This is a genomic window from Ruegeria sp. CI1 (genome assembly GCF_056536925.1).
In genome coordinates, this window is sequence record NZ_JBQFQP010000006.1 from 203,564 (window position 1) to 217,693 (window position 14,130).

Sequence of the window (14,130 nt, forward strand, 5' to 3'; positions counted from 1 at the left end):
GGCGCGGGAGCATTTTTCAAGATGAAGAAATGGCGGTTCGCTTACCGCAGGAACCGTGCAGCAATATCACCGGACATATAGCTGACGCGCCCGCCTGACAGGGTGGCGGCGACGCGGCGCGTAGTGGCATCCAGGATAACCAGATCGGCGCGTTTTCCGGGTGCCAGAGCGCCCCGGTCATCCAGGCCCAACACCCGCGCCGGACCGTCCGAGACCAGCGACCAGGCAGCGGCGAAATCCAGCACGCCTGTCGCCACCAGCATCAACGCCGCGCGGCGCGGGCTGGGATAGTGATAATCCGAGGCCAGCGCGTCGCACAGCCCCATCGCAATCAGTTCTACGGCGCTGGCATTGCCGTTATGCGAGCCTCCCCGCACCACGTTGGGCGCGCCCATGATCACATGGTCCCCGGCGGATTTGGCGGCCTCGGCGGCCTCGCGGGTTTCCGGAAATTCGGCGATGCTTGCGCCCCGGTCACGCCATTGCCCGCGGCCCTCGGCGGTGGCATCGTCGTGGCTGCCCATCCGCACCCCCTGCCCCGCCAGGCGGGCGCAAAGTGTATCCAGCGCGGCGGGAACTTCGTCGCGGCGCGCATGCAGGCCCTGCATCAGTTCCAGATGGGCCTCGGGACTGCGCCCGGCCTTCAGCGCCTGCCCGGTCAGGCGCGGCGGCTTGCGCCCCTGCGCCAGCCGATCATGCGGCAGATGGTCGTTGAAGACAACATAAGGGATGTTCCAGTCGGTCACGTAGTCGGGCAGTGTGGGATGATCGTCCAGCAAATGGGTTTCGAACCGCAATTGCGGGATCAGGCAGGTCACAACCTCGCCGCGGACCTGCATGATGGCGCGGAATACCTGGGCGGCGAAATCCGGCCCGCGCAGCCCGCCCTCCCAACTGTAGAACTGGGCCAGAACGGCGGTGGTGATCCCGTTCGCCGCGAGTTCGGCCTCGGCGGCCAGCACGCCTTCGTTCGTCTGTTTCATCGCGCCCCGGCGCGGCGCCAGGTGGCGTTCGAACCCGTCACCGTGCAGATCGACGATCCCGGGCAGAATCATGTATCCCGACAGGTCAACACATCGCCCGACCGGGTCATTGCAGATCACACCCTGGGCGATACCAAGCTCTGCCTCGGTCAATCCTTCGTCGGGCAGCAGCACCCGCGCCCCCTGTAACCGCAGATCCAGTGCCGTCATTGCGTCGACTCCGATCTGGGCTGGGTGCAATCCTGCCCGACGCAGATGTCGTCGATCACCTTGGCCACCGCCTCGGACCACGAAATCTCGGGGCCGAAGCGCCCGAATTCGATGAAATGCAGCACCTGCGCCACCACGCGGGGATTGTTCATCATGAAGGTATGGGTGACCGGCAGCACGATATGATCGGTCATACCCTGAACCCTGGTACTGTCGATCGAGACCTTGCCGTCGTCGGGTCCTTCGATCAGCGAAGAAAACAGAGGGTTCAGCGAGTTTCTGCCCGCGATCACGCCCAGGTCGAAATTCACCGGCGGCAGTTGGCGGGGCACGCTGTCCGGCCCGGTTCCCAGTGCCAGACCGGCGGGGCCGTTCAGCAGGCCGAACACTTCCCAGTCGCCAAGTTCGTCCACCAGCTCGCTGCCCTGGTTGGGCGGCCCAAGCATGACGACGCGGCCAAGGTTTTCCGGCATGTGATCCTGCAGCCAATACCGGATCAGGATGCCACCCATCGAATGCGCCACGAAATGGGTTGTTTGGTCGCCGCATTCGGCCATTGCCGCAGGCAGGGTCTGGTTGGCCAGCTCGGGAATTGGCAGATCGGTCGAGGGGTATCCCGGGCGCACCACATCGTAACCGCGATGCAGCAAGAGCTGCTCCATCACCGCAAACGACGTCTCGGTCCGTGCCAGCCCGTGCAGCAGCACAACGCAATCGGCGCGCAGGGCCGCGGGCCAGAGCAGTAACAGGAACAGGAGCAGCAGATACCTCATGTCAGCCAGATAAGCCTATTTGGCGTGCAGGAAAAGCCTCAGCCCGCGCGACGCCGGGTTACCGCCAGCGCAATCCCGCCCAGAACCAGCGCCGTGCCGACGGTCAGCTTCCAGCTGAGCGTCTCGCCCAGCAGCAGTACGCCCGCGAGTATCGCGATTACCGGCACGCTCAGCTGTGCGGTGGCGGCGACCGGCGCGGCCAGACCGGGCAGGACGCGGTACCACAACGCATAACCCAGCCCGGATGTCACCGCCCCCGACAGGATCGCCAACAGATACCCCGGCAGGGCCATGCCCCAGCCCCCGCCCAGCGCGAGAATGGCGAGGGCCGTCACCGGCAGGGCGATGATGAAATTGGCGCCTGTCCCGGCCAGCGCATCCGGCTCGCTGCGCCCGGCCAGTGAATAAGCCCCCCAGCCCACGCCTGCGGCGATCATCAGGGCCGCCCCGCCGGGGTCGACCCGAACCGCGCCCGTTGGCCACAGGATATAGGCCAGCCCGCCAAAGGCGATGCCCGCGCCGGCCAGCTGCCGCGCCGTGGGCGGCGTGCCGGAAATGGTGGTGGCGGCAAACATGGTGATCTGCACCACCCCGAACAGGATCAGCGCCCCGACCCCGGCATCCAGCGTCAGATAGGCGGTCGAAAACCCGATCATGTAAAGCGACAGCGACCCCGCCCCGACAATCCGTCGGCGCGAGAGCAAGGGCAGCCCGCCGCCCTTCAGATGCACCAGAACCGCCAGCGTGACCGCCCCTGCCAGCACCCGGACCACGGCAAATCCGCCCGGCTCGCTGGCGCCGATGTCGATGGCCATGCGGTTGAGGATCGAGTTCGCGGCAAACGCGACCATGGTCAGAGCGGTCAGGAGAAACAGCTTCATCTCAACCGCATAGCGCGTTCGCGCCCGTTTGAATACTCACTTTTCTGCCGGTCGGTATCGAACGCCCCGGGATGGATCGGCGTTTTCTCCAGATATTCTCCTGATACCGGAATACCAAACGCTCAGCCGCTTTTCGCGGCGCAACGCTCAGGTCGGGATCCGATCCGATGACCTTCGCGCAAGTGCCGCTTCTTTCCGGTCCCAAATACCCTCGCCGAAGGCAGGCCCGCATAGCGGGCCTTTGAACGAAACCGGGGCCGCCCAAAGGCGACCCCGAAACATCTGGCCGGGTTCCGGGCAGATTGGCCTTAGGGCCAATCGCCTGTCTTCCCAAGCGGAATTTCCTTGCGGAAATCCGGCTTACATCATGCCGCCCATGCCGCCCATGTCGGGCATGCCGCCACCTGCCGGTGCGTCTTTCTGCGGCTTGTCGGCCACCATCGCTTCGGTGGTGATCAGCAGACCGGCAACCGATGCGGCGTCTTCCAGAGCGGTCCGGACAACCTTGGCCGGATCGATCACGCCGAACGAGAACATGTCGCCATATTCCTCGGTCTGCGCGTTGAAGCCGAAGGCCGGGTCGTTCGACTCGCGCACCTTGCCTGCAACCACGGCGCCGTCGACGCCTGCGTTCTCGGCGATCTGGCGCAGCGGCGCTTCGATGGCCTTGCGCACGATGTTGATGCCTGCGGTCTGGTCGGGGTTCGCACCTTCCAGATCGATCAGAACCTTGCCGGCCTGAACCAGAGCGACACCGCCGCCCACGACAACGCCTTCCTGAACGGCCGCGCGGGTTGCGTTCAGAGCATCGTCCACACGGTCCTTGCGCTCTTTCACTTCGACTTCGGTCATGCCGCCGACGCGGATCACGGCAACGCCGCCTGCCAGTTTGGCAACACGTTCCTGCAGCTTTTCGCGGTCGTAGTCAGAGGTGGTTTCCTCGATCTGGGTGCGGATCTGTGCAACGCGTGCTTCGATCTCGGCCTTCTCGCCAGCGCCGTCAACGATGGTGGTCTCGTCCTTGGAGATCGAGATTTTCTTGGCGGTGCCCAGCATGTCCATGGTCACGGACTCGAGCTTCATGCCCAGATCTTCCGAGATCACCTGGCCGCCGGTCAGGATCGCGATGTCCTGCAGCATGGCCTTGCGGCGATCGCCGAAGCCCGGTGCCTTGACGGCTGCGATTTTCAGGCCGCCGCGCAGCTTGTTGACCACCAGGGTCGCCAGCGCTTCGCCTTCGACGTCCTCGGCGATGATCAGCAGCGGTTTCTGCGACTGGATCACCTGCTCGAGCAGCGGAACCATCGGCTGCAGCGACGAGAGCTTCTTCTCGTGCAGCAGGATCATGCAGTCTTCCAGCTCGGCGACCATCTTGTCGGCGTTGGTCACGAAGTAGGGCGACAGATAGCCGCGATCAAACTGCATGCCTTCGACGACATCGGTCTCGGTTTCCAGACCTTTGTTTTCCTCGACGGTGATGACACCTTCGTTGCCGACCTTCTGCATCGCGTCAGCGATCTGGCGGCCGATTTCGGCTTCGCCGTTGGCCGAGATGGTGCCGACCTGAGCGACTTCGTCCGAGTCGGTGACGTCACGGGCAGCAGCCTTGATGCCTTCGACAACCTTGTGGGTCGCCAGGTCGATGCCGCGCTTGAGGTCCATCGGGTTCAGACCGGCAGCAACCTGCTTGAGGCCTTCCTTGACGATGGCCTGGGCCAGAACGGTTGCGGTGGTGGTGCCGTCGCCGGCTTCGTCATTGGTGCGCTGGGCGACTTCTTTCACCATCTGCGCGCCCATGTTTTCGAACTTGTCTTCCAGTTCGATTTCCTTGGCAACCGAAACACCGTCCTTGGTGATGCGCGGTGCGCCGAACGACTTGTCCAGCACCACGTTGCGGCCTTTGGGGCCCAGGGTCACTTTCACGGCGTCAGCCAGAATGTTGACACCCCTGAGCATCTTGTTGCGGGCATCGGTCGTAAACTTGACGTCCTTAGCAGCCATGTTCTTTCTCCTTGAGAGATAAATACGTGTTGAAGCGTTGAAAGATCAGAGAGGCGGGCGCCTTACTCGATGATCCCCATGATGTCGCTTTCCTTCATCATCAGCAGCTCTTCGCCACCGACATTGACCTCGGTGCCCGACCATTTGCCGAACAGGATCTTGTCACCGGCTTTGACAGCCATTGCGATCAGTTCGCCGCTGTCCTTGCGCGCGCCTTCGCCGGTCGCGACGACTTCGCCTTCGCTGGGCTTTTCTTTTGCACTGTCGGGGATGATCAGTCCGCCTGCGGTTTTCTCTTCGCTTTCCACGCGGCGAACCAGCACACGGTCATGAAGCGGTTTCAATGCCATCTTTGCAGCTCCTTGGGCTCAAAGGTTGTTTTTCCTCCCCCCGCCTCAATGGCGGGAGCGTTATCACTCATAGTCGTCGAGTGCTAACGGCGAATAGCTAGGCAGGAAAAAACCGGCTGTCAACAAGCTGGATGAATTTTTTTCGACATGGCGAACACAGGCGCCGTCGGCTCCGGGTTTGACTTCGCGCCAACCGCACATAGGGTGGGAATGGCCGTGCCTCAAGAGCAGATCGCAGAGATATGGCCGACGGGGGACGAAATGCAGATCAAAGCGAATGGTATCGCACTGGAAGTCGAACAATGCGGCCCCGGCGATGGCACGCCACTGGTCCTGATCCGTGGCCAGGGCAGCCAACTGGTTCATTGGCCGGACGAGCTGATCGGAGGGTTTGCCGACGCGGGTTTTCGCACGATTCTGTTCGACAACCGCGATGTCGGGCTGTCCCAGCGCTGTCCGGCGCCCGAAGCTCCGGGCGAAGCAGATGCGATTCTGGATCTGCTGCGGCAAGGCGGCGATCTGCCCAGACCCTTTGGGATCACCGACATGGCGGCGGATGTCGTCGGCCTGATGGACGCGCTTGGCATTGCCTGCGCGCATGTGTTCGGCATTTCGATGGGCGGCGCGATCCTGCAGCGGCTGTGCATCGACCACCCCGACCGTTTGCTGAGCGCCACAATGGTCATGACGACCTGCCGCCCTTTCGCCGAACGCGCAGGCCGTGATGGCGCGGCGATGCTGGCGCTGGCGGAAAAACTGCTGGTGCGGCCCAGCACGCTGGAGCAGTATCTTAACGATCAGGTCGAAGAGCATCGCCTGTGGGGCAGCCCCGGCTATCCCATGGCCGAGGACGACATTCGCGCCATGGCCGCCCGCGCCTATGCCCGCGGGGTCGACGATCAGGGCATGAATCGCCAGGTTCTGGCCATCGCCAACGCATGCGACCGGCGCACCGCGCTGCAAGAGGTCACCCTGCCCTGTCTCGTCATCCACGGCACCCACGACGAACTGGTTCCCCTGGAATTGGGCGAGGAAGTGGCCGCCTGCATTCCCGGCAGCGAGTTGCATGCCATCAACGGCATGGGGCACATCATCACCCCCGCCCTGTCGCCGCTGATCGTGAACCTGGTGGCAGACTTCATCTCACGACAGTCGCCTGGGGTTTAGACCCCAAAGCGCCTGAGCCGGCCGCGTTCAGAAGAGACCGCGTCGCCAAACCGTTTTGGTTCGTTGTGCGGGACAAAGCGGGCATATTGAGGTTGAAAACGAACACCCCCTTACAGCGTGCTTTCAGAACTATTTTAATGATCTTTGGGAGGAGAACTGTCTTGGCGGGCTCCCGGTTTGACCGCTAAGTAGCCGGCATTGTATTGGTATTCGTCAAATCTTCAGATCTAGGCGCGGCTTCCAAAACGGACGGAAGAGTTCAATCTTGGGGCACCGGTTCATCACAACCTTGAGGCCTGCGTCTTCCGCAAGCTTTGCCGCCTTCTCGTCATATACGCCGATTTGCCCCCAAAGAACCTTTGCCCCTATTGCTATTGCTTTCTCGGCGAAGCCATAGAATTCCTCTTTGGGGCGGAAGACGTCCACCATATCAACCGGTTTGTCGATTTCTTCCAGCGAGTGGTAGACCTTGAGACCCCTGATTTCCGAAACATTCGGGTTAGGATTTACCGGCAGAATATCATAGCCAATTTCACTGAGTTGCCGCAGCACGCCATAGCTGAATTTCGTTTTGTCGGCACTTGCTCCCACCATCGCAATGGTTTTGATCGACTTCAGGATGTCGGCAAGATACTTGGGGTCATAATTGTAGATACGGTCGATATCTGCTTCTGGCATCGGTTTAACCTTCCTTCGGCGTCGCAATGTCTGCTTTGAGTTCGTGCGGTTTGAGAGGGTCGAGGAACGGGTTGCGGTATAGCTTGTCATGGCTCTCGACCCCGATCTCCAACGTAATGTCGGACGTCGCACGCGCGACGCATAGGATCACATAGCCGTTAGCGATCTGCCGATTGTTGAGTGCAACCTGCCGACGCTGATCCACGGTGCCCGTGGTTAATTTCGCTGCGCAGGTAATGCAGCCTCCGTACTTGCAGCCAAACGGCAAATCGACGCCCTGTTCGCGCAGCGTATCCAGAAGTGGTCGTCGCGCGTCCACATCATATGTCGCCCCTTCTCTATTGGTGATTGTCACGGTGTGCGTCGTCATAGCCAAATGTCGCTTGTGCAATCACCGCCGGGATATCTGCTCTCGTGGCAGCGCGAGGGGCCGTTCGGTTCCTGGCCAAAGTTGACGATAAAGTCCTCGTTGATCTTCATACCGCCGTTATCGGGATCGCAATCTATCATAACCATCACACCGCCTTTTTCGCGGATCTCGGGATAGAACTGGTTGTCCCAAGTTGAGAACAGCGAGGTCGTAACATAAAGTCTGCGTCCGTCGAGGGATAGTTGGAACATCTGTGGACCGCCAGCGACCTCCACTCCATTAACGGTCGGAGCTTTGCCCAAGAGCCCGCCCATGAACACCTGGCCGGTCAACTTGGGATTATGCGGATCAGAGATGTCGTATTGGCGCATGTCGCCGTGTAACCAATTGTTCAGATAGAGGTATTTGTCGTCCATCGAGATCAGGATCGCCGACATCACTCCCGGCAGCGGGATCGGCCATTCCGGGTGCATCTCATTCTCGACGTCGATGATCTTTTCCCACTTCCACGTGTCATCGCAGTCCTTCCACCAGTGAATGACGTTGGTCGACAGAGCGGCCCCGCAGAACCCGTGGGTGCTGTCGGGGTCGTGGTGGAACTTGACCTCCAGCGGCAATAGCCCATCTTCGCCCAGATAGAAGCTTTCAACGGGCTCGCGCTTTTCGAAATCCCAGAAGTGCAGCTCACGTCCGTATTTCAGATGCCCCACTTCTTCCAGATCAAAGCCCGGCATGAAGGTGTTGGGCGCGGCCCATTCGGAACTCACCATCACGTTGTGGCGCGGTTGATACCAGAAATCGTAGCCGAACTTGATGCCGCCCATGGAGCTTTCCCACCGGCCGACGATGTTGAACTCCTTGTCGAGATGCAGATAGCCGCCCGGCGCCTCGCCCTTGGCATTTCCAAGAAAGGAAATGATGATCTCGGAACCCAGACAATGCACTGTGTGCGGCCCCGAAAGATCGGCCTTGGCCTTGATCTCGGCGCCGTCGATGACCTTGTGCAACCGCGGGGCGCGCGGATCGGTAGCCGTGTCGACGATGTGTAGGTTGTTGGAACGGACGCCAGGCAGGATCAGATATTTGCGCGACATCGAACTGTCGTCATGACAGGACGAACAGGCATTCCAGCCCATATGATGAAGTTCATCCCCAATCCCGGGCATCTCCAACCTGTGGATCACTTGAGAATAGGTCGGGCTTGCCGGGTCCACATCTACGGTTGCCAAGTAGTCGGGCTTTTGGATGCCTGTCCCTGTGTAGATAGCAATCGTGTAAAGCAGTTTTTCCCGGGGGGCTTTAATGGCTTCTTGCGGGCTCCTATAGCCTGGTCCGCAGCATGCTCCATCCATAATGTTTTCCCTCCCTTGATTCCATTGCTTGTATCGTATATCGAAAAATGCGTTATCGCATAGTGAGAATAATGTACCTCGAACGCCTAATCCTGATTTTGGAAGTCGTCAGTCAAAAAGGGCGCTCAAACGTTGCAGATATCTGCTCGCACTCTGATCTCCCCAAACCCACTGCATATCGGTTGGTGCAAGACCTTGTTTCCTCCGGTCTGCTCGAGTCTCCTGCGCGAGGAGAGTTTGTGATCGGGACAAGATTAAAAGGCATTATGCTGAGCAATCACTCGGATCGTGCATTACTGGAATTAATTGCTCCGGTACTTGCCAGCGCCGCTACCGATTACGGTGCCGCGTTTTTCTTGTCTCGGTTGAGGGGGCACTTTGTCGAGATAATTCACGTGGCCATACCGGAGACGGGTGTGTCATACCTTCACCCCGGCATGGGCAAGCGGCCATTACACGCATGCTCTTGCGCGAAGGCAATTGCTGCAGTGTCGCCGGAGCTGCTGTCTCATGACGAACTGAGCGGGCAGCTCAAGCAATATACTGAGCGCACTATTACCAACCAAAAGCATCTGGCAAAAGAACTCGATGCCATTCGGGTCAAAGGATACGCCGAATGTGTCGAGGAGCTCGAAAGAGGCATAAGTTCTGTCGCAACAACACTGGCCAAAACAGGCGTTGGTTCGACACTTTCCATTGGCGCGACAGCTTCGGTTCGGGTGTTTACGCCCTCAATGCGAGTTAAGATCGGCCAATTACTCATCGAAATGTCGCATGAGCTATCATCTTCACTAGGTTGGAGTGGTGGTGACGTAGATAGGAAACCCGCCTAGGGTGGTTTTGGTTATAGCGGTGCCGAACGTTCGTAACATCAATCGGCGTCGGAACTTTTGATGCCCTGAGTTCGGGGGCTTCGGGCAACAAGGGAGGCTCGGTATGGACGATGGAATGCGCGGGGGGTTCTTCGCAGTAAATGTCAAACCTGAGCACAGGCAGTCTTTTTTGAACGCCAGCATCTTCGAAGCGCAAAATGTTGTCAGCGAGGAGGCAGAGGTTTTCCAATTTCACATCATGGTGGACATGGCAAACCCCAATCGTTTCTACTTCTACGAAGTGTTCCGGGACGAAGCAGCTGTTCAAGACCATTGGGAATCTGAAGCTTTTAGGAGCTGGTTGAACACTGTCCAAACGATGCTGGATGGTGACATCGAAATGATTGCCCGGATGCGCTCGCTTTTCCCAACGAACAAAGGCTTTGAGGCGCAAAAGCCGGGCCTGCTGCAGTGGTGAAATTGACCGGCCGTTTGAAATTTGGGTGGTTGTAAGAAAGTGACGGGTCGTGATGCTGGTCGGCTTTGGGCTCAAAGCCGACCAACGCCTTTTCACAACATGGCCCCAAAATTGCAGACCGGCCTGCGCTGCCGGTCAGCTGTCTTGCTCCCAACTATAGGCCCAGTGCCGGAGGCCCTCCCGGCCCGCTTCGGTCAGGCGGTAGACACCGGTCGCAACCTTCTCGAACCAGCCATAGTGATTGTCGCGCATGATCCGCGTCGCCGGGGCGACCCCGGTTGCCCTGGCAACGTCGGCCCCCTTGGCGGCGCCGTTCTCGGCCAGATGCGCGGCACAGCGCAGCGCGTCCTGGCGATAGGCCGTGACGATGCCGTGACGGGTCGCACCGCCCGAGTTGGGATCGCCCTGCAGCCGGTCGAACTCGCGCAATAGTCTTGCGGTGCGTTTGGCAGACTTGCGAGGGGCGTAGGGGCCGGGATCGCAATGCACCTCTGCCCGGCCGTCGGGACGGACGGTGATCAGGCCCAGCCCCAGACGGCGGCACAGGTTCAGGTTGTCCCGCAGGGCGCGCCGCGCGGTTCTCCCGCTGGGCCGGACGACCGCCACGTAAACCTGTTCGGACAGCCTGAGCCGGGCGACAGCCTGATGGAACAGCGACAGGGAAAACCGCAGTTTCAGCTCGACGATCACCGGCGGTTCACCCGCGCGGCAGGCAACGACGTCGGCGGCGCCAACCTCGCCCTTCACCTCGTAGCCCTGCCGTTCCAGCAAGGCCTTGATCGGGGAATAGAGATCCTGCTCGCGCTCCATGTCACATGCTTGCCCCAAACCGGCGCGTTGCACAATTTGCATTTGCGGCCCCTTGCGGCCACGGGCCACAATGGACCCAACCGACCGCACCCGGAGAGACATCATGATTCGCGCCCTTTTTGCCCTGATGCTGATGCTCTCGGCATCCGTGGCGCAGGCGCGGTGCACCGGAAGCGACCTGCGGGATCGTCTGACCCCGACATATGAGCAGCGTCTGCAACAGGAAATCCGCAAGGTTCCCTTTGCCTATGGCAACCACTGGGTTGCCACGCGGGGCGAGCGGCGCATTCACGTGATCGGCACGCAGCACAACGGCGACAGCCGCATGCGGCGGGTCATGCGCAACCTGCGTCCGGTCATCCGGTCGGCCGACGTGGTGCTGCTGGAGGTAACGACCGCCGAGATAAGACAGCTCGATGACGTGCTGCAAAGCAATCCCGGCCTCCTGCTCATTCCGCGCGGCCCGACGCTGGCAGACATGATGTCGGCCGAGGACTGGAGCATGCTGAAGCTGCGGATGCTGCCCGAGGGTCTGGACCCCAAGGTGCTGGCCCGGCTGCAGCCATGGTACATTTCGCTGACCCTGTCGCGCTCGGGCTGCGGTGGGCGCGGCATCGCCGCCTATGCCGGGCTGGATGAACGGATCGAACGCATGGCCCTTCGCAGCGGTGTCCGCGTCGCATCGCTCGAACGGGTGGGCGACGGTATGCGCGCGCTGTCGGATCAGCCGGTGCGCGACCAGTTGCGCCTGTTGGAGCTGGATATCAAAAGCTCGCTCAACTATGACGATCAGGTCGTCACGCTGGGCAACGCCTATTTCGACGAACGGCTGGCCGAGGCCATGCTGATCCAGAAATGGACGCTGTACCGCGACATCGACATCCCGCGCCGCGAAGTCACGCGCCTGTTGCAGCAATATGACCGACGGATTCTGGCCGGCCGCAACCGGGCATGGCTGCCGGTGATCCTGAACACCAAGGGAAAGACGGTTGTGGTCGCCGTCGGGGCGGGGCATCTTGCCGGACAACAAGGGGTTTTGAACCTGCTCCAGAACAACGGATATACCCTGACCCGCGCCGAATTCTGAATTTCAACAATGGATGATTTCATGCGTCTGCTGCTTGCATTTGTAATTTCCTGCCTGTTGCCGGCGACGGCTTTTGCCGCATGCGAAGGGCGTGATCTGCGGCTGGACCTGACCGCCGGGGACCGTGCCGCGCTGGATGCCGAGCTGGCGGAAATTCCTTTTGCCGAGGGCAACCACTGGATCGCGCGCAAGGATGGAACGACCCTGCATCTGGTCGGAACGTTGCACACCAGCGACCCGCGGATGGACGCGATCGTCGGTCGGCTGACCCCCGCACTGTCGCAGGCCGATGCGTTCTGGTTCGAGGTCAAGAAAACCGACATGGAGGCGTTCGAACAGGGGCTTGCCACCGATTTCAGCCCGGTCCTGATCACCTCGGGGCCGACCCTGATCGACCTGTTGGACGATGAAAGCTGGGCCGCCCTGTCCAACCGTCTGGCGGAACGCGGCATTGCAAGCTGGATGGCGGCCAAGATGAAGCCGTGGTTTCTGAGCATGATGCTGGGTATCCCGCCCTGCATCGTCAAAACCCCCGGCGCCGACCGGGGCATGGATCAGCGGCTGACCGAACTGGCCGAGGCGCATGACATCCCGCAGCACTCGCTGGAACAGGTCAGCGACCTGATCGCGATTTTCGAAAGCCACCCGATCGAGGAACAGGCGCAATCCATCGTCCGCATGGCCGACGCGTTCGAGGCCGGGGACGACCACATGGTCACGATGGCCAATGCGTATATGGAGGAACGGCACGCCGAGATTCTGCTGGTCGCGCGCCTGCTGGGGCAAGAAACGTCCGAGATTGCACAGGACGAATTCGACAAGGAATGGGCAACCTTCGAGGACCAGCTTGTCGTGCAGCGCAACCGGAACTGGCTGACCCATATCCTGGGCATTCAGGGCCAGACCGCAGTCATCGCCGTAGGTGCCGGCCACCTGGCCGGAGAAGAGGGGTTGCTTCACCAGCTCGAACAGGCCGGTTATGATCTGCAGCGCGCCGAATTCTGACATCTGAGCGCCGGATCAGACCAACCGTCGCATGCCGCGTTCTGCCGGGTGACAAGCCGATGTGACCGCCCTATAAGGCGCGCAAATTTCCAATTCGCAGGACGCTGACATGACCACCCAAGTATTTGGCCACAAATCCCCCGACACCGACTCGACCGGTTCGCCCATCGTCTGGGCCTGGTACCTGAACGAGGTCAAGGGCGTCGCCGCAACCCCGGTTCTGCTGGGCGAGCCCAACACCGAGGCCGCGTTCATGCTGCAGCGCTGGAACCTCGACAAACCGGCCATCATCGCCGATGTCGAAGATGGCGCGCCAGTCGTGATCGTTGACACCAACAACCCCGCCGAGTTGCCCGCCAACATCAACGGTGCCGACATCCGCGCCATCGTCGATCACCACAAGCTGGTCGGCGGTCTGGAAACCAAGGGTCCGATCGACATCACCGTGCGCCCGCTGGCCTGCACCGCCACCATCATGATCGACCTGATGGGCGACGATGCCGACAAGATGCCCGAGGCGATCAAGGGTGCGGCGCTGACCTGTATCCTGTCCGACACGCTGGAGTTCCGCTCGCCCACCACCACCGACCACGACCGGGCAGTGGCCGAGAAACTGGCCGTCGATCTGGGACTCGACATCCCGGCCTATGCCGCTGAAATGTTCGCGGCCAAGTCGGACGTATCGTCGTTCTCGGATGCCGAACTGATCCGCATGGACAGCAAAGAATACGAGGTTGACGGAACCAAGTTCCGCGTTTCGGTTCTGGAAACCACCGCGCCGGGCGTGGTGCTGGACCGCAAGGCCAGCCTGACCGACTCGATGGTCGAGGTCGCCAAGGAAGATGGCGTCGATCAGGTGCTGCTGTTCGTGGTGGACATCCTGAACGAAGAGGCGACGCTGCTGGTGCCCAACGATCTGGTCAAGGGCGTGGCCGAGAAAAGCTTTGGCGCCACTGTCGATGGCGACGCCGTTGTTCTGCCCGGCATCATGAGCCGCAAAAAGCAGATCATTCCGAATCTCAAGGTCTGATCCCATCGCATCGCTGCGCGAAAGGCGCCCGACCGGGCGCCTTTCTTCTTCGCCTTTTGCGAACATTCTCGGTTGTTTTATCGATAGACTGCAATTCCGGCGCGTTAGTTATTGTCGCCGGAGAAGCCAGGATTTGTCAGCTC

At 60.8% G+C, this 14,130-nt stretch carries 15 protein-coding genes; 6 read left to right on the forward strand and 9 right to left on the reverse strand.

Going from position 1 to position 14,130, the window contains the following annotated elements; all coding sequences use genetic code 11:
* Positions 1-41 precede the first annotated feature (41 nt).
* From ACR0LZ_RS09300 to ACR0LZ_RS09320, 5 genes are all read right to left on the reverse strand, one after another.
* Positions 42-1,193: an alpha-D-ribose 1-methylphosphonate 5-triphosphate diphosphatase gene (locus tag ACR0LZ_RS09300; protein ID WP_480749518.1), complete on the reverse strand. Its 1,152-nt coding sequence runs from the start codon at positions 1,191-1,193 to the stop codon at positions 42-44.
* On the reverse strand, positions 1,190-1,966 hold the full coding sequence (locus tag ACR0LZ_RS09305; protein WP_480749519.1) for an alpha/beta fold hydrolase: 777 nt from the start codon (positions 1,964-1,966) through the stop codon (positions 1,190-1,192). The genes ACR0LZ_RS09300 and ACR0LZ_RS09305 overlap by 4 nt, the downstream gene beginning before the upstream one ends.
* 38 nt (positions 1,967-2,004) lie before the next feature.
* Positions 2,005-2,847, reverse strand: coding sequence for a DMT family transporter (locus ACR0LZ_RS09310; RefSeq protein ID WP_480749520.1), 843 nt, complete (start codon positions 2,845-2,847; stop codon positions 2,005-2,007).
* A 360-nt stretch (positions 2,848-3,207) separates the two neighbouring features.
* Positions 3,208-4,848, reverse strand: coding sequence for a chaperonin GroEL (gene groL, locus ACR0LZ_RS09315; protein WP_480749521.1), 1,641 nt, complete (start codon positions 4,846-4,848; stop codon positions 3,208-3,210).
* A gap of 62 nt (positions 4,849-4,910) precedes the next feature.
* Positions 4,911-5,198 carry a co-chaperone GroES gene (locus tag ACR0LZ_RS09320; RefSeq protein ID WP_170614752.1) on the reverse strand — a complete coding sequence of 96 codons (288 nt, stop codon included), beginning with the start codon at positions 5,196-5,198 and terminating at the stop codon, positions 4,911-4,913.
* Between the two features lie 261 nt (positions 5,199-5,459).
* Between ACR0LZ_RS09320 and ACR0LZ_RS09325 the strand changes: the two genes are divergently transcribed.
* Positions 5,460-6,365 (forward strand): alpha/beta fold hydrolase, encoded by a 906-nt coding sequence (locus ACR0LZ_RS09325; RefSeq protein WP_480749522.1) that lies wholly within the window; start codon positions 5,460-5,462, stop codon positions 6,363-6,365.
* A gap of 213 nt (positions 6,366-6,578) precedes the next feature.
* Here the strand turns inward: ACR0LZ_RS09325 and ACR0LZ_RS09330 are convergent, their stop codons facing one another.
* The 3 genes from ACR0LZ_RS09330 to ACR0LZ_RS09340 are packed head-to-tail and all read right to left on the reverse strand — an operon-like array spanning position 6,579 to position 8,765.
* The gene (locus ACR0LZ_RS09330; RefSeq protein WP_480749585.1) at positions 6,579-7,043 is read right to left on the reverse strand and encodes a CoA-binding protein; all 465 of its coding nucleotides are present in this window, start codon (positions 7,041-7,043) and stop codon (positions 6,579-6,581) included.
* 4 nt (positions 7,044-7,047) lie between these two features.
* Positions 7,048-7,398: a 2Fe-2S iron-sulfur cluster-binding protein gene (locus ACR0LZ_RS09335; protein ID WP_480749523.1), complete on the reverse strand. Its 351-nt coding sequence runs from the start codon at positions 7,396-7,398 to the stop codon at positions 7,048-7,050.
* Positions 7,399-7,409: 11 nt separating this feature from the next.
* Positions 7,410-8,765 (reverse strand): selenium-binding family protein, encoded by a 1,356-nt coding sequence (locus ACR0LZ_RS09340; protein WP_480749524.1) that lies wholly within the window; start codon positions 8,763-8,765, stop codon positions 7,410-7,412.
* A 71-nt stretch (positions 8,766-8,836) separates the two neighbouring features.
* Between ACR0LZ_RS09340 and ACR0LZ_RS09345 the strand changes: the two genes are divergently transcribed.
* Positions 8,837-9,598 carry an IclR family transcriptional regulator gene (locus tag ACR0LZ_RS09345; protein WP_480749525.1) on the forward strand — a complete coding sequence of 254 codons (762 nt, stop codon included), beginning with the start codon at positions 8,837-8,839 and terminating at the stop codon, positions 9,596-9,598.
* Between the two features lie 103 nt (positions 9,599-9,701).
* The gene (locus ACR0LZ_RS09350; RefSeq protein ID WP_480749526.1) at positions 9,702-10,055 is read left to right on the forward strand and encodes a putative quinol monooxygenase; all 354 of its coding nucleotides are present in this window, start codon (positions 9,702-9,704) and stop codon (positions 10,053-10,055) included.
* Between the two features lie 135 nt (positions 10,056-10,190).
* On the opposite strand, the gene ACR0LZ_RS09355 is transcribed toward ACR0LZ_RS09350, so the two are convergent.
* Positions 10,191-10,865, reverse strand: coding sequence for a DUF2161 domain-containing phosphodiesterase (locus ACR0LZ_RS09355; protein WP_480749586.1), 675 nt, complete (start codon positions 10,863-10,865; stop codon positions 10,191-10,193).
* 103 nt (positions 10,866-10,968) lie between these two features.
* Between ACR0LZ_RS09355 and ACR0LZ_RS09360 the strand changes: the two genes are divergently transcribed.
* The 3 genes from ACR0LZ_RS09360 to ACR0LZ_RS09370 all read left to right on the forward strand — a co-directional run bounded on the left by ACR0LZ_RS09360 (position 10,969) and on the right by ACR0LZ_RS09370 (position 13,987).
* A complete protein-coding gene (locus ACR0LZ_RS09360; RefSeq protein WP_480749527.1) occupies positions 10,969-11,952 on the forward strand; it encodes a TraB/GumN family protein in 984 nt (327 codons plus the stop codon).
* Positions 11,953-11,973: 21 nt separating this feature from the next.
* Entirely contained in the window at positions 11,974-12,957 is a 984-nt protein-coding gene (locus ACR0LZ_RS09365; protein ID WP_480749528.1) for a TraB/GumN family protein, read from the forward strand.
* Between the two features lie 109 nt (positions 12,958-13,066).
* Positions 13,067-13,987: a manganese-dependent inorganic pyrophosphatase gene (locus ACR0LZ_RS09370; RefSeq protein ID WP_480749529.1), complete on the forward strand. Its 921-nt coding sequence runs from the start codon at positions 13,067-13,069 to the stop codon at positions 13,985-13,987.
* Positions 13,988-14,130 lie beyond the last annotated feature (143 nt).

Coding starts and splice junctions, on each gene's coding strand:
- ACR0LZ_RS09300 (WP_480749518.1), bottom strand. CDS start 1,193: ATGACGGCACTGGATCTGCGGTTACAGGGGGCGCGGGTGCTGCTGCCC.
- ACR0LZ_RS09360 (WP_480749527.1), top strand. CDS start 10,969: ATGATTCGCGCCCTTTTTGCCCTGATGCTGATGCTCTCGGCATCCGTG.
- groL (WP_480749521.1), bottom strand. CDS start 4,848: ATGGCTGCTAAGGACGTCAAGTTTACGACCGATGCCCGCAACAAGATG.
- ACR0LZ_RS09340 (WP_480749524.1), bottom strand. CDS start 8,765: ATGGATGGAGCATGCTGCGGACCAGGCTATAGGAGCCCGCAAGAAGCC.
- ACR0LZ_RS09305 (WP_480749519.1), bottom strand. CDS start 1,966: ATGAGGTATCTGCTGCTCCTGTTCCTGTTACTGCTCTGGCCCGCGGCC.
- ACR0LZ_RS09330 (WP_480749585.1), bottom strand. CDS start 7,043: ATGCCAGAAGCAGATATCGACCGTATCTACAATTATGACCCCAAGTAT.
- ACR0LZ_RS09355 (WP_480749586.1), bottom strand. CDS start 10,865: ATGGAGCGCGAGCAGGATCTCTATTCCCCGATCAAGGCCTTGCTGGAA.
- ACR0LZ_RS09365 (WP_480749528.1), top strand. CDS start 11,974: ATGCGTCTGCTGCTTGCATTTGTAATTTCCTGCCTGTTGCCGGCGACG.
- ACR0LZ_RS09345 (WP_480749525.1), top strand. CDS start 8,837: ATGTACCTCGAACGCCTAATCCTGATTTTGGAAGTCGTCAGTCAAAAA.
- ACR0LZ_RS09310 (WP_480749520.1), bottom strand. CDS start 2,847: ATGAAGCTGTTTCTCCTGACCGCTCTGACCATGGTCGCGTTTGCCGCG.
- ACR0LZ_RS09320 (WP_170614752.1), bottom strand. CDS start 5,198: ATGGCATTGAAACCGCTTCATGACCGTGTGCTGGTTCGCCGCGTGGAA.
- ACR0LZ_RS09350 (WP_480749526.1), top strand. CDS start 9,702: ATGGACGATGGAATGCGCGGGGGGTTCTTCGCAGTAAATGTCAAACCT.
- ACR0LZ_RS09370 (WP_480749529.1), top strand. CDS start 13,067: ATGACCACCCAAGTATTTGGCCACAAATCCCCCGACACCGACTCGACC.
- ACR0LZ_RS09325 (WP_480749522.1), top strand. CDS start 5,460: ATGCAGATCAAAGCGAATGGTATCGCACTGGAAGTCGAACAATGCGGC.